The organism is Sinorhizobium fredii USDA 257 (genome assembly GCF_000265205.3).
Lineage (GTDB): Bacteria > Pseudomonadota > Alphaproteobacteria > Rhizobiales > Rhizobiaceae > Sinorhizobium > Sinorhizobium fredii_B.
In genome coordinates, this window is sequence record NC_018000.1 from 812,017 (window position 1) to 828,816 (window position 16,800).

Here is a 16,800-nt window from a genome sequence, read left to right on the forward strand (position 1 = left end):
TGGCAGTTCGTCACGGGTACACCGTTAGAAGAGAGGGAAACGAGATGAAAAAACTACTTGCAACGACGTGTCTGGCCGTGGGCCTCTTCGGACTTGGCAGCGCCGCCTCGGCGCAGGAGTGCGGCGATGTGACGATCGCCAACATGAACTGGCAGAGCGCCGAAGTGCTGGCGAATGTGGACAAGTTCATTCTGACGGAAGGTTATGGCTGCAGCGCCGAATTGGTCGTTGGCGACACCGTGCCGACCATCACGTCGATGATTGAAAAGGGCGACCCGGACATCGCTCCGGAAGGCTGGGTCGACCTGCTGCCGGACGTCGTCAATCGTGGTCTGCAGGAAGGCAAGCTCGTCGGCGCGGCGATGTCGCTCTCCGACGGCGGCGTCCAGGGTTGGTGGATACCGAAATACATCGTCGACGCCAATCCGGACATCAAGACGATCGATGACGTGCTGAAGCGCAAGGACCTCTTCCCGGATCCGGAAGATCCGAGCAAGGGCGCCGTCTTCAACGGCCCGCAAGGCTGGGGCGGCACGGTGGTGACGACGCAGCTCTACAAGGCCTATGGTGCGGAGGCCGCGGGCTTCACGCTCGTCGACCCCGGCTCGGCCGCCGGTCTCGACGGCTCGATCGCCAAGGCCTACGAGCGCAAGCAGGGCTGGGTCGGCTACTACTGGGCGCCGACGGCGCTGCTCGGTAAATACGAGATGGTCAAGCTCGACCATGGCGTGCCGGCTGATGCGGCCGAATGGAAGCGCTGCAACACGGTCGCCGATTGCCCCGACCCGAAGAAGAACGACTGGCCGAAGGACAAGGTCCAGACGCTAGTGACGAAGGCCTTCGCCGACCGTGCCGGTCCGGTCATGGATTATCTCAATACTCGCGCTTGGTCGAACGACGTCGTCAACAAGCTGATGGCCTGGATGACGGACAATCAGGCGAGTGGCGAGGAAGGCGCCAAGCATTTCCTCGAAGAGAACCCGGATATCTGGACCAAGTGGGTCTCGCCGGAAGTCGCAGAGAAGGTCAAGGCGGCCCTCTGATCCAGTTTCTAGCCGAAGAGCGGCGCGCCCGAATGCGCGCCGCTTTCATTTAAAGAGCGATTGTGAGGCGGCTCCAGCCGTCGCAGCAACCCTCCGCCCTCCGGGGAACGCAGGCGCTGCGGCGGCCGTAACGAGAAAGCAGAAAATCTCGCCTCGACCAAAGCGAAGGGGAATGAAGCAATGGAATGGCTGACCAATTTTCCGCACATGGATGATGACCGCCTTCGAGAACTGAAGAAAGTGATCGATGAAGGCTTTCGGACCTTCACGCGGGCCTATGGTGACGGCATCGAGACGTTCTTCGAGCCGCTGCAATTTTTCCTGATCCAGTCCGAGCGGTTCATGACGCGCACGCCCTGGCCGATTATCATACTCCTGATTGCGGTGATCGCCTGGTTCGCCAGCCGCAACTGGAAGGTCGTCGCCGGATGCGTCGGCACCCTCCTGCTGATCGGTTACTTCGACATGTGGGACGACACCATGAAGACGATCTCGATGATCTTCGTTTGTACGGTGCTGTCCATCGCGATAGGCATTCCGCTAGGCATCCTCATGTCGCGCTCCGATCGCGTCCAGAACGTCGTCAATCCGGTGCTCGACGTGATGCAGACGATGCCCAGTTTCGTTTATCTGATCCCCGTGGTGATGCTGCTCGGCATCGGCAAGGTGCCCGGCCTGATCGCAGTCGTCATCTATGCCATCCCGCCGATGATCCGCCTGACCAATCTCGGCATCAGGCTGGTCGACAAGGATGTCCTCGAAGCCGCGGACGCCTTCGGCTCATCGAGCTGGCAGAAGCTGAAGAACGTGCAGATGCCGCTGGCGCTGCCCACCATCATGGCCGGTATTAACCAGACGATCATGATGGCGCTTGCCATGGTGGTGATCGCGTCGATGATCGGCGTCCAGGGCCTGGGCCAGCCGGTGCTGAAGGCCATCGCCAACCAGTATTTCACGCTCGGCATCTTCAATGGCCTCGCCATCGTCGGCATCGCCATCATCTTCGACCGCGTCAGCCAGGCCTATGGCCGCCGCCTGCAGCGGCACCGTGAAATCGTTCACGGCTAGAATGGCACTGCGGTTGCGGCCGGGTCGGCCCGCGAGCAGTGACAGAAATCGGCCCGGGACCACACTCCCGGGCCGTCTGCCTTTAAGGCTCATGCCCGCCGAGCCGAGAGGATGCCGGTCGACAGCGCAACACCCGCGGCCGTAATAAACGCTGCGGCAATCTCGAATGGACCGATCGTCTCTCCAAGAAGCATGCCGCCACCAATCATCGCGAGCACGGGCGTCATGGCCGTGAAGGCGGCCGCCTGCGTGCCGCCGAGGCGCCGGACGGCAAGGCCGTAGGCAAGCGTCGCAATAAGACCGGAAAGAACGCCCTGGCTCATCACCTGCAGGCCGATCTCCTGCGCGGGCACGTTCCCGAGCGTGCTGCCGAAAACGAGCGCCAGGGCGATATGGATGAGGAACGACCAGATTGCGATGAGCGCGCTGCCTTCAAGCGGGTTCAGACCCGAGCGCCGGAAGGCGTGCGTATAGATCGCCCATAGCGTCGCGGCGGCAGGCAGCAGCAGGTAGCCGGTCCAACTGGGCGCGTCCGACGCGCCGAGGCTGCGGAATAGCAGGACCGTCATGCCGATGATGATCGCCGCAAAACCGAGGAGCCGCATGGGATCCGGACGTTCCCGGAACAGCATCACGCCGATGATTGCCGTCGCGAGCGGCATCGAGCCTCCGAGGAGCACCCCGACCGAGGCCGCCGGCGTCGCGTGGATGGCGAAAGCCGCCACCTGGAAGAATACGGCGCCCGATCCCGCGACCATCAGGGCGAGAAGTGTCAGCGGCAAGCCTTTCGGGATGAGACCCGCCTTCAGCCAAACCGGGGTAAGGAGCAGTGCCGGTATCCCATAGCGAATGAGCCCGAGATCGATGGTGCCGAGCTTGGTCGCGGCGGTGTGCCGCGTCGCGAGAATCCAGCCGGCCCAGATCAAGACCGTGACAAAGGCGCCGGCATAGCCGGCGGCAGGCGAATCGGAGTGGCCATCGAGTGTCAGCGCAACCATTGTCTTGTTCCTCCAGCGTCGTGGTGGGGTGTTTCAGGTGCGTGAATCTAGCGCCGACACGCGGGGCATGTCCTTGCTATCTATGTCTTGGTATTGGTATATGAAGCAATGATCTGCCAATATTAGTATAGAAGTGATTCATCTATGCCAAAACTCGACAAATTCGACATCGCCATCCTCAAGGTCCTGCAGGAGGATGCACGCGCGACCAATGTAGAGATCGCCGAGCGCATCAACCTTTCGCCGTCTCCCTGTCTGCGGCGCATCCGCAATCTGGAGAAGTCGGGCGTGCTGCGCGGCTACCGCGCCGATATCGACCGCAAGGAGGTGGGGCTGGGGCTGACTGTCTTCGTCGAGATCAAGGTCGGCCAGCACAGCCAGGAAAATGCGCGACGGCAGCAGGAGGCGTTGTTCGCCATACCGGAGGTGGTCTCCTGCTTCCTGATTTCCGGCAATGCGGATTTCCTCGCCGAGGTGGTCGTGGAGGACCTCTCGGCCTATGAGAGGCTGCTCACCGAAACCTTGCTGACCCTGCCCGGGGTGACGGATATTCGCTCGAATTTCGCCATCCGAACGATCAAGACCGCCGGTCCTCTGAAGCTGCCGGTCCTGTGAGGCCGCGACACCGCACCCACCAACCGGCCGCGAAAGTCTTTTGCCGGTGTGCTCTGGAATCCCCCGCTGCCGCCCTTATCTCAGGACCAGAAAGGTTTCACGGATGAAAGAGAGAGCAGTCCTTGAGAGTTAAAGCCATCTTCAATCGGGATGGAGGGACTTTCCGCACCACGGATATGGAGACCTATGGTAGGAGGGTCGAGGAGGTATTTCGCGCCGCCGGGCATGAGATGGAAATTGCCGCGGTGGCCGCGAGCGATATCCTGCCGGCGCTGGAGACGGCCTGCCGGCGCGATGATCTCGATGCGATCGTCGCCGGTGGCGGCGACGGCACGATCTCCGCCGCAGCCGGGGTTGCCTGGCGAACCGGCATGCCGCTCGGTATCATACCTGCGGGAACGATGAACCTGTTCGCCCGCTCCCTCAAGCTGCCGCTCGATATCTGGAGGGTCCCCGAGGTCCTCGCCAATGGTCGAATCATTGATGGCGACATCGGCAGTGCCGACGGCCGGGCGTTCGTGCATCAATTCTCGATGGGACTGCACGCCCGCATGGTGCGTTATCGCGAGTCCTATAAATTCGCCTCCCGCCTCGGGAAAATCGGTGCCAGCGTGCGCGCCGCCATTGGCGTGATCTTCAACCCGCCGGATTTCGAGATCGAATTCGACGCCGACGGCCACCGCGAGCTTAGGCACGTTTCCGCCATTTCAGTCTCGAACAACCATTTCGGACACGCGACGCTGATGTATGCGGATGATGTTACGGCCGGACATCTCGGTTTCTACACGGCCCCGCCGCTGAGCCCGGCGGGCGTCGCAAAGCTCGCCTTCGACATTCTGCGCGGCCGTTTCCGGGCAAGCCCGCTGATCACCGAGATGAGCGCCCTGGCAGTCGATCTGCATTTCCCCAAGGTCGATCGCAAGATCAACTGCGTCATCGACGGCGAACTCGTGCCAATCCAGCGGCGCGATGTCGCCCTGCGCATCCATCCGGGCGAACTGAAGCTGCTCGTCGGCCCGGAATAGCGGCTGCGGTTATTCGCCCACCCAGATATAGTTGAACCCGTAGCGATCCGGTCCGGACGCGTAGACGTAAGGCACTTCGAGTCTGCGCGGCGTTGCTGCGGACCCCGGGACGCCAGATGACCGAAGTGCCTCCTTCAGATTGGCAGGGAGCAGCGGCGATGGGTTTGCCTTATCGCGCCAGACCACCAGCAGCGGCCGCTTCGCGGCGTTGGGCAGAGGTACGTCCGAAAGATGAGGGATTACCACCGTAGCATCGGCAAGCCGCGTGCGGATGTTGCCGGCTACCTGCCGGTCATTGGTCAGCACCAGCGCAGGCGGTCGGCCTTCTGCCTCGACGACCGCTTCGACAAAGGCGGCATAGGGGATGTTCAATTTCGAGTAGTCACCGAACCATGGACGGACCACGGCCCGGGCCGACACGATGACGAGGGCTCCGAGGACAATGCAGGCAACCAGCGGCACGAAACGCCGGAAGCCCGGCGCCGGATCGATCGCCGCCGCCTCGATCTTGAGACAGAGATAAAGCGGCAGCAGCACCAGAAAAAGTACCAGCCATTTTTCGCGGACATGGGTCGCAGCGACGCCGAGAACGACAAGCAAGACGCCCAAAAGGCAAATCGCGATCATCCGCCCGATCATCCGGGTCCATTGGCTTTCAGCCTGCCAGATCGTCCGGATTTTGCCGCGGAAGACGAGGCCGAATACAAGCAGGGTGACGAGACTGCCGCCAATGATTGCCGAGGCGAGGGCGAAGACGCCGTGAAGCGCCTGCATGAGGCGCCCCTCTGCCGCGCGCTCCTTCATCTCGTTCAACGTGCCTGACGAAGCAGCGTCGAGATTTTGAAGCACCCACAATCCGTGCGGCAGGGCAACGACGCCGGCGACGCCGATCGCCGCCAGAATTCGCCAATCGAAGATGCGCTTGCGCAGTTCCGGTTCGGGCAGCACCGCAACGATCGCGGCGATCGGCACGAGGACAAAGTTATACTTGGAAATCACACCGATGCCGACCGCAGCGCCGGCCAACAAATAGGAGAAAAGGCTCGGCCGCGTGAGTGTCCGCAGAAAACCGTAGAGGAACAGCGAAACGGCGAAGAGGGCGGCAACCGTATGGGAGAGATCCCGCTGGGCGAGCAGGAAAACCGGCGGCAGGCTCAAGACACCAAACATCGCGATCGCCGACAGGCGTCGATCTTTGAGAACAAGCTGCGCCGCGAGGCCGTAGAAAAGACAGCACAGAAACAGGAGCCCGTTCTTGAGAATGGTCATCGTCGCGAGCGACGTGCCGATCAACTGCGCCAGACCGTATTGCAGCCAATTGTAGAAGGGCGGTTGCGGCCCGTATCCGAGCTGCAGGAATTGCGACAGGAAGGCCTGTTCCGCCTCGTCGATCTCGAGCGAAGGCGAAGCGGCAAGGCGCAGCATGATGCACAGCAGGAAGTAGCCGGCCAGCACGCTGAACACCAGGTTCGGCCGCCGATCGACGATGTCACGCATGCGGCTGGTCCTGCCCGAAGACCTGGCGGACGATATAGCTCGCCGTATCGTCGTCGCGGAAATAGGCGCGCGCCATCATTTCCGCGAGAATGCCGGTGGTGATGAGCTGGACCGAGGACAGGAACAGCATGACGCCGACAATTAGCAGCGGTCGGGTGCCGATATCGTTGCCGAAGAGGAACTTGTCGATCCCGAGATAGAGCAGGATGAAGGCGCTCAAACTGCCGGTCGCAAGCCCGATCGAGCCGAAGAAGTGGCCGGGACGCGCCTTGTAGCGCATGAAGAACAGGACCGCGAGCAGGTCGAGGATGACGCGGAAGGTGCGCGAGATTCCGTATTTCGATGCGCCGAAGTGTCGAGCGTGATGCGTCACGGGCATTTCACCGATTCGGCTGCTCGGCACGACGCCGGCAACCCAGGCCGGAATGAAGCGGTGCATCTCTCCCATCAGCTTGACCTGCTTGATGATCGCGCTGCGATAGACCTTGAGGCTGCAGCCGTAATCGTGAAGCTTCACGCCGGTGATCTTGCCGATCAGGAAGTTGGCGCACCAGGACGGGATCTTTCTGAGCACGAGGCCATCCCGGCGGTTTTGCCGCCATCCGACCAGCAGGTCGAGCTCGCGCTCCTCGATGGCGGCGACCATTTGAGGGATGTCCTTGGGGTCGTTCTGCAGGTCACCGTCGAGCGTGGCGATCAGCCGGCCGGCGGCGGCATCGATCCCGGCCTGCATGGCGGCGGTCTGGCCGAAGTTCTTCTGCAGCTCGATGATCTTCAGTTGCAGGCTCGGGCGCGAAAGCTCCTTGCGGGCGTTCGGCAGGGTCCGGTCGGTGCTGCCGTCGTCGACCAGGATCAACTCCCAGGATCGGTCGAAACCGGCCATAGCCTCTTGAATGCGGGTGATGAGCGGCGCGACACTGTCCTCCTCATTGAACACCGGCACCACTATGGACAGCTCGATCGCCTCCATGGCGCCCGTCGTTGCGGTCAGAGGTTGTTCTATGTGAGTCAAGGCAGTCTCTCCGGTGTGCCGTCGCAGGTTTTCTTGCACAGTTAACGGTGATAACCAACGCTCATTGCGTGGCTCTGTACAGGAAATCGGCATCTCATGAATTCGGACTGGCAGTTGGGCCGGCGCGCGTGGCTCGCGCGCAACCGCATGGCACTGATTTCCGTGACGGCGATAGCGGCTTACGCCGTTTTCGTCGAGTGGGTCTGGGGATGGTCGGTCCTGCTGCAGCAATGGGCCAACATCGGATTCTCGTCGGTGCTTGCCGCGCTTGGCCTTCTCATCGCGACCTACTTCGTCCGCTGCTACCGCATCTACGACTACTTTCCGGAGCAGACCGCGGGCAAATTCCTGGCGCTCTTTCGCGTGACGCAGGTCCACAATCTTCTCAACATCATGCTGCCCTTCAGGGCCGGCGAGACGAGCTTTCCGCTGCTCATGCGTGCCGAATTCGGCGTTCCGCTGCTTCGCGGAACATCGGCGCTGCTCGTCATGCGTCTCTTGGACCTGCATGCGCTGCTCACCGTAGCGGCGATAGGCCTGGTCATCGGCCGCAGCAATCAGATGGTCGCGTGGCTGCTTTGGACGACGGCCTTTTTCTCGCCGCTTGCTTTCTTCCTGCTCAAGACCAGGATTCTTCGCCTGGTGCGCCGCGTGGCTCCGGCGCCGCTCGTGCCCCATGTCGACGAGATAGAGGCGGGTTTGCCGGAGCATGTTCCGGCGTTCCTGCGCGCCTCTGCGATGACGATGCTGAACTGGGGGGTCAAGGTCGCGGTGCTCGCCTGGGTGCTGGCGATCATGGGCGTCGCGCCGCTTGCCGCCGCCTTCGGCGGTGCACTTGGAGGCGAGCTCTCGTCCGTTCTCCCCGTTCACGCGCCGGCCGGCGTCGGCACCTATGCGGCTGCGATCGTTGCCGGGGCGGTCGCCTTCGGCGCGTCCGGTGGAAAGGCGGCGCTGGAGATCCTCGGGCGCGCCAGCGTCAACGCCCATCTCATCATCATCGCCTCGGCCGTGGCCGGCACGTTGCTATCGCTCGTGCTGCGGCCCAAGGCTTGATGCGTCCTACTGGAACGACGTTTCGTAGAAGCTTCTGAGCTTGCGCGAATGCAGTTTCTCCGGCGGCATGGCGGCGAGCTTCTGCAGCGCCAGGATGCCGATCTTCAGGTGCTGGCTGACCTGCGTGCGGTAGAAGGCCGTCGCCATGCCGGGCAGCTTCAATTCGCCGTGCAGCGGCTTGTCGGAGACGCAGAGCAGCGTTCCATAGGGCACCCGGAAGCGGAAGCCGTTGGCGGCGATCGTCGCCGATTCCATGTCGAGCGCGATGGCGCGGGCCTGCGAGAGGCGCTTGACCGGGCCGCGCTGGTCGCGCAGTTCCCAGTTGCGGTTGTCGATCGTCGCGACCGTGCCGGTGCGCATGATCCGCTTGAGATCGTAACCCTGATAACCGGTCACTTCCGCCACCGCATCCTGCAGGGCGACCTGCACTTCCGCCAATGCGGGCAGGGGAATCCACACCGGCAGGTCGTCGTCGAGCACGTGATCCTCGCGCATATAGGCATGCGCCAGGACATAATCGCCGAGCCGCTGGCTGTTGCGAAGCCCGGCACAGTGGCCGAGCATCAGCCAGACATGCGGCCTCAGGACGGCGATGTGGTCGGTGATCGTCTTGGCGTTCGAGGGCCCGACACCGATATTGACCAGGGTGATGCCGCCGTGGCCCTTCTTCTTCAGGTGATAGGCCGGCATCTGCGGCAGGCGGGCAAGCGTATAGTCGGCCTCGGGCCTGTCGGCGCCCGCGGGCGTCACGATGTTGCCTGGCTCCACGAAGGCGGTGTAGCCGTTGCCGCCTACCGCCATCTGCTGGCGTGCCCAGGCGCAGAACTCGTCGACATAGAACTGATAGTTCGTGAAGAGCACGAAGTTCTGGAAGTGCGTGGCGCTGGTCGCCGTATAGTGGCTGAGGCGGGCGAGCGAATAATCGATGCGCTGCGCCGTGAAAGGTGCGAGCGGCGAGGGCTCGCCCGGCCCAGGCTCATAGGAGCCGTTGGCGATCTCGTCATCCGTCGTCGTCAGGTCCGGCGCATCGAAGAGGTCGCGCAGCGGGATGTCGATGGTATCGGCTGCCGACGCCTCGACATGGGCGCTCTCGCCGAACGCGAAGTGCAGAGGGATCGGTGTCGACGATTCCGAGACGGTGACGCCGCCGCCGTGATTGCGCATCAGATGGCCGAACTGCTCCTTCAGATAGTGACGGAAAAGCCGCGGCCGCGTGATCGTCGTCGTATAGACGCCGGGCGCGCTGACATAACCGAAGGAGAGCCGGGAATCCACATGTCCAAAGCTGCTCGTCTCGATGCTCACCTGCGGGTAGCAGGCGCGGAAACGCGTGACCGGCCGACCGTTCTTGCCCAGCCCCTCGAAAGCCTCGCAGAGGAACCGGGTATTGCGTTCGTAGAGAGCCTGCAAGCAATCGACGGCCGCGGCCGGATCGTCGAAGGTTTGCGGCTCGAAGGCTTCAGGGGTGGCGACGGAAAGGATAGAGTTTGCAGAGATTCGTGTGTCCATGGCGTATTATAGGCTGCGGCATCTGACAAGCAAACGACAAGATACGCGTTTGAATAGTGCCGTCTAACGTGGCCCGACGAGAATGATCGTCGTGCCGACAAGCGCCACGGCCATACCGGTCCAGGTTCCAGCGGTCGGGCCGCACGCCCTCGGCAAGCCAGAGCCAAACGAGCGAAGCTGCAATATAGACCCCTCCATAAGCGGCGTAGGCGCGTCCGGCCGCCGGCACGGCTATCATCGTCAAGAACCAGGCAAAGAGCGCCAGCGACCCCATCCCCGGAAGGAGCCACCAAAAGGACTTGCCGAGGCGGAGCAGGCCCACAAGGGAAAGCATCCGGCGATTTCGGCGACCGCGGCGAGTGAATAGAGGGCGAATGCTGGCATCTGGCGACCTTTCAACCGCGAAGGGATCGAAAAGTCAGAGCATGCGCAAGAGGGAATTTCGTTTCCTGCGGTGCCACTGTGGGAGTGAGGCAGGTTTTCAGCCTCGGCCCACCCGGGCGAGGATCAGCTCATCGCCTGGCGTTGCAGCGTGACGAAGAGAACGAGGCCGGCGCCATGCTTTCCGATGCCGGCGCCGGTGGCCTTGTTGTAAGCGACCGCTCCGATCGGCGCCATCAGCAGGCCCGTGAGTACCAGGAGCCGGAGCGAGAGGATGGCGGAAGAGACGAGGGCGGCCATTTGAGTGTTCCTCTACAGCTTGGCTTGGCAATATTGCGCCGTATGGGCGGTGCAGTCGGTCAGCGAGCCGATATAGGTGTTTTGGCGGCGACGCTCCGTATCGGCGCCGACTGCGGCGGCAAGCGACATCGCGAATACGACCATCAGAAGGCTGATGATGGTGAGGCGGCGAGCGAGAATATCCATTGTTCTGTCCGTGGGCTGGAGCGCGTTCAAATCGATTGAGCGTCTTTTCGCACAACCAAACTGAATTCTTGCTGAGATGCTCGTTCATCTGCCGTTCATCTTGGGCGCCGTGCCCTTGCCGGCGTCGGCGTGCGTTCCTACGTGTGTGTGCCCCGCAACCTTAGGAGACACCGCCTATGACCGCTCCCATCGAGCTCTATTACTGGCCGACACCGAACGGCTGGAAGATCACCATCATGCTGGAGGAGCTCGGCGTTCCCTATGCGGTCAAATACATCAATATCGGCCGCGGCGACCAATTCGCGCCGGATTTCCTGAGGATATCGCCAAACAACCGCATGCCGGCCATCATCGATCCGGACGGTCCGGGCGGCGAGCCGATATCGATCTTCGAATCCGGCGCGATCCTGCAATATCTCGGCCGCAAATACGGGAAGTTCTACCCGGCCGACGAGCGCGCCCGCGTCGAGGTCGAGCAATGGCTCTACTGGCAGGTTGGCGGTCTGGGCCCGATGGCGGGGCAGGCCCATCATTTCCGGCTCTATGCGCCGGAGGAGATCCGATACGGCATCGACCGTTACACCAATGAAGTGAACCGCCTCTATGGCGTGATGAACAAGCGGCTCATCGATCGGCCGTTCCTTGCCGGCGAATATTCGATCGCCGACATGGCCGCCATCGGTTGGGTGATCCCGCACGAGAACCAGGGACAGGATCTCAATGATTTCCCGAACCTGAAGCGCTGGTTCGACACGATGCTCGCCCGACCGGCGGTCCAGACGGCGATCGAGGTGGGCAAGGAAGAGCGAGCCCGTCAGAAGAGCCTTGCCGAGGACGAGGAAGCGCAGAAAATCCTGTTCGGGCAGCGCGCCCGCTGAAACGACGGCGAGGGCGGCCACGGCAGACCGCCCTCGCTTGATTCTGAAAGAACTAAAGCCGCGTCCAGGTCTGGGACTTGCACAGCACTTTAAGCACGCAGCCTTTCATCTTCAGCGAATTGCCGTCGACCGAACCCGAACCGCTATAGGTCTTGTCGTTTTCCGGGTCGGTGATCTCGCCGCTGTAGCTGCCACCGGTTCCGGCAAGGTTGCCGATGCGCTTGCCGGCGTGCTTGCCCGTCTTCAGCGTCACGCAGAAGGCGCCGCCGCATGGGGCGATTTCCGCCGTGGCTCCGCTCGCTGTCTTCCAGGTGCCGAGAATTGGTTCGGCGGCTTGGGCCGCTCCCACCACTCCGAAGGCGAGCGCCGCGCTGACGAGCAAAGTTCGAATCATTCAAAGTCCTCCTTTGGAGGCGGTCGGCTGCCAGCCGCCGCGATCTGGATACCTCGCGCCGGCGGCCTCCTCGCCGCCTGAGCGCTGCACGATAACTTACGCGTACGTAAAGGTAAATACGTGCCAGCAGCGCGAAAATCGCCGCGGCTGAACGCTGGTTATGCGTCGCGGAAGGCGCCAGCGGTCGAGCGGCAGATTTGTTCTTGGTTAGCGACCGGTTGAAATCCGAGATTGAATTTTTCGTAAATTTTGAACCGGTTTGTCGGTCCTCCAGGCGCTCCGATGCTTAACAAAAACCCAAGTTTACCAAGTGTTTGAACTTTGTTTGCGGCAAATTAATCATGCATTTTAAGCGCGTATTGAAGGCCCCGGGGCATACTCGAACCATAAGACGAGCGGAGACAACGCCCCGCCAAATCAGACCGGAGCCGACGCCGCAGAAGACGGCGCGTCACCGGAAAGCCCGCCAAGAGGCAAGACTGAAACAGGGACAATAAACAAGCAACTGAAGCCGGGCGCGCCCCGAAGGGGGCGTGCCGCTTCGGCTGAACCAACAAAGAACGACAGGGACAAGACAAATGGCACGCTTTCACTTCGAGATCACGTCGGATGCGGCATTGGGCGGCGAAAACCGGGCCGACGCTCTTTGCGAAATGGGCCTCGCCTATGCGACCGGTCGCGGCCGGCCGGTCGACCTGGTGGCCGCCCATAAGTGGCTGAACATCGCCGCCATCAAAGGCTCGGACCGCGCAGCCGACCTTCGCGCTGACCTTGCGGCGACGATGAGCAAGACCGACCTTGCCGCGGCTCTGCGCGCGGCACGCGAATGGATGACCGTGCATTGACCCCATACGGGAGCGCGTGACAGTGCTCTAAGTCTCGGCCAGGCTCTGGAGCACTGCGGGCAGGGCGGACTCCAGCAATTCCATCTCGGCGTCAGGCCCCGTGCTGATGCGGATGCAGCGATTGAGCGGCGCGACGCCCGGCATACGGATGAAGATGCCGTGATCGCTCATCAGCCGGTCGACGATCGCCCGGGCGTAGGCCGCATCCCGTCCGCAGTCGACAGCGACGAAATTCGTCGCCGAGGGTAGCGGCAGAAGCCCGGCATGACGCGCAATGCGCGCGATCCGGTCGCGCGACGCCGCGATCCGCTGCGTCACTTCCTTCAGATATTGCTGGTCGGAAAGCGCGGTGATCGCCGCAGCGACACCGACACGATTCATGCCGAAATGATTGCGGATCTTGTCGAAGGCCTGTGCGGTACCCGGCGTCGTCAGCGCATAGCCGACGCGCGCGCCGGCGAGACCATAGGCCTTGGAGAAGGTGCGGGTTCGGATGACGTTCGGCCGGTCGATCAGGCCATCGATCGGCGGCAGAGTCTCGGGCGGAGCCGTTTCACAATAGGCTTCGTCTAGGATGAGCAGTGTCGTTTCCGGCAGGGCGGCCGCGAACTCGATGACGCGTTCGGCCGGCCACCAGCTCCCCATCGGATTGTCGGGATTGGCAAAATAGACGAGCGGCGCCGCCTCGCGCTTCACGGCGGCAAGCAGGCCATCGAGGTCTTCGCGGTCATCGACGTAAGGTACGGTGACGAGCCGGCCGCCATGTCCTGCGACGTGGTAATTGAAAGTCGGATAGCCTCCGAACGAAGTGACCACCGGCATGCCCTGCTCGATGACGAGGCGGACGATCTGCCCGAGCAGACCGTCGATTCCCTCTCCGACGGCAATATTGGCCGGCGATGTACCGAGATGCGCCGCGAGCGCATGCCTCAAGTCGTAATTTTCGGGATCGGCATATTTCCAGGTTTCGGTGGCGGCTCGCTCAATGGCGCGCAATACCGAATCGGCCGGGCCGAATCCGCTCTCGTTGGCGCCGATGCGGGCCGCGATCCCGCGGCCGCGCTGCCGCTCGATCGCTTCCGGACCGACGAACGGAATCGTGGCCGGCAGAGATTGGATAAGCGGCGTGAAACGAGAGAATGCAGACATCTGGATAACCTGAGCTCCGTTCGACAAGCGCCGCGGAAGTTATCGCATCGCGACGCCGAGCGGAATGCGCAAAAGTGACTGCGGTCAGCTTCTGCCCGGCAATGCGACCGTCTGCCTCGCAGGTGCGGGGCGATAGGCGCTGGCCGCAGGTTTGGCGTTGCCGGACTGACCCGTGAAAAATTCGTGGCGTACGATTTGGTGAAGGAAAGTCTCGTCGATGGCCTTGATGAATTGCACGCCGATTCGGTTGTCCCGCCGGTGGACCTCGGCGCAGCCAATCCGGAAATTCGTTCCGATGATGTGGAGATAGTAATGCGAAGACAGGCCGATTGTCGTGCTTACGGAGAAACTCGCTCCACCGCGCGAGATATCGATCATCTTGCAAGCGTGGATCGACACGCCGCCGAGGGCCGGCCGCACCGACATCAGCGTTGCGGCATGCCCGATCGCGAAGCGGTCGTAGCGCCGCTCGTAGAGCGGAGATGGGACAAGCGAATACATGGTCGACTGCAGCATGCGTCGTGCTCCGGTAGCGGCGTACGCCCAACACACGTCACGCGGTCTTACGCCCGCCGGCCCAAGGGAGTTTGCCAGACGCCGGCAAGTCATTTGCCGGCACCCGTGAGGCGCGAGACGCCTGCAAGGTCGACAGTCAGTTTCCTTCAGCAATCTTGCAATCGCTTGAAGATCTTCAATAGAAATCTAATGAACGCCATCCGGCCTTAGAGTAGGGCCTTGCCCGGCCCACAACCCGCTCGAGAACTGGACACGAATCAGCCTGCTCAGGAAATCCTGCGCCAGCAGCATGTTGAATCGCACGCCCGAGTTCGGGACCGCTGCGGTGCACTTCGGCGCAGCCGATTTCCTCCTTGAAGCCATCGACTTCCAGAAAGAAGTGCTTCGGCAGGAGGATTGCGGCGTTGAAGTCGAGCATGGCGCCGCCGATGGAAATGTGCCGCAGCAGCGCCCGATATCTGGTCGTCGCCTTCAACTGACTGCCGATGACGAGAATCCGGCAGCGACGCTCTATGTGATAATGCGGATAGGCAACGGCCGACTGGCCGGGCTTTCCTTGCGCGAGATGCATGATCATCGACATGGTAGGGTCCGGGAAATACCTGTCCTCTCCACCGGAGAAACGCACATTCAGCGGCACAGCGTGTGCCAATTTTGTGTCAAACGTTGTTCTTTTTGCCGAAAACCCGGTCAATAACTTCCCGGACGGCATCCCCTTCCACATAGGTCTCAATCAGCAGCCGGCGTGACTTCCATCCGCCGATTGGGGCGCTCGGGACATCTCTGGGCCTGACGGATGAACAAATAGACGAGATGTGGCTATCTTCGGTCGGCATCTAGATTGGAACCGCAGCTTGCTTTGGCCAGACGCCCCTTGTAATTGACCTCGATCTGGTCATCGAGGATCGACTATGGGGATGCGCGAGTTTAAGAGGCGAGTGAATTTGTTCCTGAACGGGGATAAGGCGCTGCCTGGCTTTCACTCGGACAATGTGCGGGTGGTCAAGAAGAATCTCGGCTTCTTGGATGAACCGCGGTTCAAGACGGCCTGGGAATTCGGTCGGGATGGCAACAAGCATGCGTTTGGCAAGAAGCGCGATGTTCCGGACATCCGTTGGCGAGCCCATGTTTGTTGCTGGGCGGCCAGCAACGCTCTGAACCTTGAAGGCGACTTCGTTGAGTTCGGAGTGAACGGCGGCCTCGTCTCGATGACGGTGTGCGACTATCTGGACTTTGGGAAGCAAAACCGCTCATTCTGGCTCTTCGACACCTTCGCCGGCATACCGACAGAGAGCCTGAGCGGAGAAGCGGAAGAAAAAGCCAAGCGTGCTAACGACGGGCTCTATTCGGACGTCTTCGAGATTGCCAAGCGCAACTTTTCCAAGTTCGCAAATGCCCGTCTGGTGAGGGGCAATTTGCCCGGGACGCTGGATGCGTCGCCAGTTGGGAAAATCGCCTATCTGCACGTTGATTTGAACGTCGCCAAGTATGAAAAGCAGTGCATCGAACGGGTGTGGGACCGTATCGTCCCGGGCGCCCCGATCGTCTTGGACGACTACGCATTTCAAGGGCATGAGGATCAGTATGAAATGTGGAACGAGTTCACGGCGGCTCGGGGACATATGGTTCTTACGCTCCCAACAGGCCAAGGCATGATAATCAAACACTGAGTCCGAGCTATCAAGAGCAAAGCCCCGATTACCGTGCGGGGCTTATTTTTGTTCCTTGGCGGCGCTGGTCTTGCTGACCCTTTACGGACCGAGAGGGTTTCAAGGAACGTTCGGACTCTATTCATCATTGAAGCACTAGAATCGTGATCCTGACCAGAGGAGACCGAAGATGGCCGGTTTACCGTTCAAGATTCTTCTCGCGTTTGCGACCGCGCTGACTGCCGCGCCGGGCGTCAGTGTTTCTCAAGACTTCGACGTCTACATCGGCGGCGGATATGTCCCCCGGTATTATGATGAATACAGGCCGCGGCGATATTATCGCGAGGATTACCCCCGGGAAGCGTATCAGTGTACCGAGCGTCAGGCGCTTTACATGTCAAGGCAGTATCTTCGAAAGCCGAGAATCGGGCGAACGACGAGACATTCAATCGAGGTTAAAGGGATCGGGCGCCGAGGAGAGCGCAATCGCGTTATCTTTGGGGCTGAACCTGGCTGCCCGCGGATCGATTAGCGGGCAGACCGGAGTTCGAAGCGAACTTACTTGGATGCAGATGCTGACCAAGCGAGTCTTGCGATGGCCCCGTCTGCCATGGCGCAGTTGGTGAGGGCAATCTTCCCGACGTTCTGCAGGTCAACTTTCTCACGCTCGCATTCCCCGCTT

At 61.5% G+C, this 16,800-nt stretch carries 20 protein-coding genes and 1 pseudogene; 10 read left to right on the plus strand and 11 right to left on the minus strand.

Translation table 11 applies throughout. From position 1 onward, the window contains the following. Nucleotides 1-44 precede the first annotated feature (44 nt). Together USDA257_RS03740 and USDA257_RS03745 are read left to right on the plus strand one after the other, a co-directional pair. A complete protein-coding gene (locus tag USDA257_RS03740) occupies nucleotides 45-1,043 on the plus strand; it encodes an ABC transporter substrate-binding protein (protein ID WP_041413894.1) in 999 nt (332 codons plus the stop codon). Between the two features lie 180 nt (nucleotides 1,044-1,223). Continuing rightward, on the plus strand, nucleotides 1,224-2,111 hold the full coding sequence (locus USDA257_RS03745) for an ABC transporter permease (RefSeq protein WP_014761551.1): 888 nt from the start codon (nucleotides 1,224-1,226) through the stop codon (nucleotides 2,109-2,111). Between the two features lie 89 nt (nucleotides 2,112-2,200). Here USDA257_RS03745 and USDA257_RS03750 read toward each other — a convergent pair whose 3' ends face one another. Next, nucleotides 2,201-3,109 (minus strand): DMT family transporter, encoded by a 909-nt coding sequence (locus USDA257_RS03750; protein WP_014761552.1) that lies wholly within the window; start codon nucleotides 3,107-3,109, stop codon nucleotides 2,201-2,203. A 144-nt stretch (nucleotides 3,110-3,253) separates the two neighbouring features. Here USDA257_RS03750 and USDA257_RS03755 point away from each other — a divergent pair, with 144 nt between their 5' ends. Both USDA257_RS03755 and USDA257_RS03760 read left to right on the plus strand, forming a co-directional pair. Next, entirely contained in the window at nucleotides 3,254-3,724 is a 471-nt protein-coding gene (locus tag USDA257_RS03755; protein ID WP_014761553.1) for an Lrp/AsnC family transcriptional regulator, read from the plus strand. A gap of 122 nt (nucleotides 3,725-3,846) precedes the next feature. Beyond that, nucleotides 3,847-4,749: a diacylglycerol/lipid kinase family protein gene (locus USDA257_RS03760; protein WP_041413895.1), complete on the plus strand. Its 903-nt coding sequence runs from the start codon at nucleotides 3,847-3,849 to the stop codon at nucleotides 4,747-4,749. 9 nt (nucleotides 4,750-4,758) lie between these two features. On the opposite strand, the gene USDA257_RS03765 is transcribed toward USDA257_RS03760, so the two are convergent. Together USDA257_RS03765 and USDA257_RS03770 are read right to left on the minus strand one after the other, a co-directional pair. Next, complete coding sequence (locus tag USDA257_RS03765) at nucleotides 4,759-6,246, minus strand: ArnT family glycosyltransferase (protein WP_014761555.1); 1,488 nt, start codon at nucleotides 6,244-6,246, stop codon at nucleotides 4,759-4,761. Continuing rightward, a complete protein-coding gene (locus tag USDA257_RS03770; RefSeq protein WP_080605516.1) occupies nucleotides 6,239-7,258 on the minus strand; it encodes a glycosyltransferase family 2 protein in 1,020 nt (339 codons plus the stop codon). The genes USDA257_RS03765 and USDA257_RS03770 overlap by 8 nt, the downstream gene beginning before the upstream one ends. 96 nt (nucleotides 7,259-7,354) lie before the next feature. On the opposite strand from USDA257_RS03770, the gene USDA257_RS03775 reads away from it, so the two are divergent. After that, entirely contained in the window at nucleotides 7,355-8,311 is a 957-nt protein-coding gene (locus tag USDA257_RS03775; protein WP_041413896.1) for a lysylphosphatidylglycerol synthase domain-containing protein, read from the plus strand. Between the two features lie 6 nt (nucleotides 8,312-8,317). On the opposite strand, the gene USDA257_RS03780 is transcribed toward USDA257_RS03775, so the two are convergent. The 4 genes and pseudogenes from USDA257_RS03780 to USDA257_RS37020 all read right to left on the minus strand — a co-directional run bounded on the left by USDA257_RS03780 (nucleotide 8,318) and on the right by USDA257_RS37020 (nucleotide 10,687). Further along, nucleotides 8,318-9,820, minus strand: coding sequence for an AMP nucleosidase (locus USDA257_RS03780; RefSeq protein WP_014761557.1), 1,503 nt, complete (start codon nucleotides 9,818-9,820; stop codon nucleotides 8,318-8,320). Between the two features lie 63 nt (nucleotides 9,821-9,883). Continuing rightward, nucleotides 9,884-10,204: pseudogene (locus USDA257_RS33445) on the minus strand (YnfA family protein). Nucleotides 10,205-10,327: 123 nt separating this feature from the next. Beyond that, nucleotides 10,328-10,501 carry a hypothetical protein gene (locus tag USDA257_RS37015; protein ID WP_014761558.1) on the minus strand — a complete coding sequence of 58 codons (174 nt, stop codon included), beginning with the start codon at nucleotides 10,499-10,501 and terminating at the stop codon, nucleotides 10,328-10,330. Between the two features lie 12 nt (nucleotides 10,502-10,513). Beyond that, on the minus strand, nucleotides 10,514-10,687 hold the full coding sequence (locus tag USDA257_RS37020) for a hypothetical protein (protein WP_012707384.1): 174 nt from the start codon (nucleotides 10,685-10,687) through the stop codon (nucleotides 10,514-10,516). Between the two features lie 176 nt (nucleotides 10,688-10,863). Here USDA257_RS37020 and USDA257_RS03795 point away from each other — a divergent pair, with 176 nt between their 5' ends. Further along, entirely contained in the window at nucleotides 10,864-11,565 is a 702-nt protein-coding gene (locus USDA257_RS03795) for a glutathione S-transferase N-terminal domain-containing protein (RefSeq protein WP_014761559.1), read from the plus strand. Nucleotides 11,566-11,617: 52 nt separating this feature from the next. Here USDA257_RS03795 and USDA257_RS03800 read toward each other — a convergent pair whose 3' ends face one another. Beyond that, on the minus strand, nucleotides 11,618-11,959 hold the full coding sequence (locus tag USDA257_RS03800) for a DUF2147 domain-containing protein (RefSeq protein WP_014761560.1): 342 nt from the start codon (nucleotides 11,957-11,959) through the stop codon (nucleotides 11,618-11,620). A 578-nt stretch (nucleotides 11,960-12,537) separates the two neighbouring features. On the opposite strand from USDA257_RS03800, the gene USDA257_RS03805 reads away from it, so the two are divergent. Further along, nucleotides 12,538-12,804 (plus strand): SEL1-like repeat protein, encoded by a 267-nt coding sequence (locus USDA257_RS03805; protein WP_014761561.1) that lies wholly within the window; start codon nucleotides 12,538-12,540, stop codon nucleotides 12,802-12,804. Between the two features lie 27 nt (nucleotides 12,805-12,831). Here USDA257_RS03805 and USDA257_RS03810 read toward each other — a convergent pair whose 3' ends face one another. From USDA257_RS03810 to USDA257_RS03820, 3 genes are all read right to left on the minus strand, one after another. Continuing rightward, entirely contained in the window at nucleotides 12,832-13,953 is a 1,122-nt protein-coding gene (locus tag USDA257_RS03810) for a pyridoxal phosphate-dependent aminotransferase (protein WP_014761562.1), read from the minus strand. A gap of 84 nt (nucleotides 13,954-14,037) precedes the next feature. Further along, complete coding sequence (locus USDA257_RS36710) at nucleotides 14,038-14,469, minus strand: PilZ domain-containing protein (RefSeq protein WP_041413897.1); 432 nt, start codon at nucleotides 14,467-14,469, stop codon at nucleotides 14,038-14,040. 175 nt (nucleotides 14,470-14,644) lie between these two features. Beyond that, nucleotides 14,645-15,052 carry a hypothetical protein gene (locus tag USDA257_RS03820; protein ID WP_223843391.1) on the minus strand — a complete coding sequence of 136 codons (408 nt, stop codon included), beginning with the start codon at nucleotides 15,050-15,052 and terminating at the stop codon, nucleotides 14,645-14,647. On the opposite strand from USDA257_RS03820, the gene USDA257_RS35845 reads away from it, so the two are divergent. The 3 genes from USDA257_RS35845 to USDA257_RS32970 all read left to right on the plus strand — a co-directional run bounded on the left by USDA257_RS35845 (nucleotide 15,039) and on the right by USDA257_RS32970 (nucleotide 16,650). Beyond that, complete coding sequence (locus tag USDA257_RS35845) at nucleotides 15,039-15,218, plus strand: hypothetical protein (RefSeq protein ID WP_144051890.1); 180 nt, start codon at nucleotides 15,039-15,041, stop codon at nucleotides 15,216-15,218. The genes USDA257_RS03820 and USDA257_RS35845 overlap by 14 nt on opposite strands. A 168-nt stretch (nucleotides 15,219-15,386) precedes the next feature. Then, nucleotides 15,387-16,139, plus strand: coding sequence for a TylF/MycF/NovP-related O-methyltransferase (locus tag USDA257_RS03825; RefSeq protein ID WP_223843392.1), 753 nt, complete (start codon nucleotides 15,387-15,389; stop codon nucleotides 16,137-16,139). A gap of 169 nt (nucleotides 16,140-16,308) precedes the next feature. Next, complete coding sequence (locus tag USDA257_RS32970) at nucleotides 16,309-16,650, plus strand: hypothetical protein (protein WP_048657352.1); 342 nt, start codon at nucleotides 16,309-16,311, stop codon at nucleotides 16,648-16,650. Nucleotides 16,651-16,800 lie beyond the last annotated feature (150 nt).

Coding starts and splice junctions, on each gene's coding strand:
- USDA257_RS03805 (WP_014761561.1), top strand. CDS start 12,538: ATGGCACGCTTTCACTTCGAGATCACGTCGGATGCGGCATTGGGCGGC.
- USDA257_RS03740 (WP_041413894.1), top strand. CDS start 45: ATGAAAAAACTACTTGCAACGACGTGTCTGGCCGTGGGCCTCTTCGGA.
- USDA257_RS03820 (WP_223843391.1), bottom strand. CDS start 15,052: ATGTCGATGATCATGCATCTCGCGCAAGGAAAGCCCGGCCAGTCGGCC.
- USDA257_RS36710 (WP_041413897.1), bottom strand. CDS start 14,469: ATGCTGCAGTCGACCATGTATTCGCTTGTCCCATCTCCGCTCTACGAG.
- USDA257_RS03795 (WP_014761559.1), top strand. CDS start 10,864: ATGACCGCTCCCATCGAGCTCTATTACTGGCCGACACCGAACGGCTGG.
- USDA257_RS03780 (WP_014761557.1), bottom strand. CDS start 9,820: ATGGACACACGAATCTCTGCAAACTCTATCCTTTCCGTCGCCACCCCT.
- USDA257_RS03755 (WP_014761553.1), top strand. CDS start 3,254: ATGCCAAAACTCGACAAATTCGACATCGCCATCCTCAAGGTCCTGCAG.
- USDA257_RS03825 (WP_223843392.1), top strand. CDS start 15,387: ATGCGCGAGTTTAAGAGGCGAGTGAATTTGTTCCTGAACGGGGATAAG.
- USDA257_RS03775 (WP_041413896.1), top strand. CDS start 7,355: ATGAATTCGGACTGGCAGTTGGGCCGGCGCGCGTGGCTCGCGCGCAAC.
- USDA257_RS03810 (WP_014761562.1), bottom strand. CDS start 13,953: ATGTCTGCATTCTCTCGTTTCACGCCGCTTATCCAATCTCTGCCGGCC.
- USDA257_RS03745 (WP_014761551.1), top strand. CDS start 1,224: ATGGAATGGCTGACCAATTTTCCGCACATGGATGATGACCGCCTTCGA.
- USDA257_RS35845 (WP_144051890.1), top strand. CDS start 15,039: ATGATCATCGACATGGTAGGGTCCGGGAAATACCTGTCCTCTCCACCG.
- USDA257_RS03765 (WP_014761555.1), bottom strand. CDS start 6,246: ATGCGTGACATCGTCGATCGGCGGCCGAACCTGGTGTTCAGCGTGCTG.
- USDA257_RS03800 (WP_014761560.1), bottom strand. CDS start 11,959: ATGATTCGAACTTTGCTCGTCAGCGCGGCGCTCGCCTTCGGAGTGGTG.
- USDA257_RS03750 (WP_014761552.1), bottom strand. CDS start 3,109: ATGGTTGCGCTGACACTCGATGGCCACTCCGATTCGCCTGCCGCCGGC.
- USDA257_RS37015 (WP_014761558.1), bottom strand. CDS start 10,501: ATGGCCGCCCTCGTCTCTTCCGCCATCCTCTCGCTCCGGCTCCTGGTA.
- USDA257_RS37020 (WP_012707384.1), bottom strand. CDS start 10,687: ATGGATATTCTCGCTCGCCGCCTCACCATCATCAGCCTTCTGATGGTC.
- USDA257_RS32970 (WP_048657352.1), top strand. CDS start 16,309: ATGGCCGGTTTACCGTTCAAGATTCTTCTCGCGTTTGCGACCGCGCTG.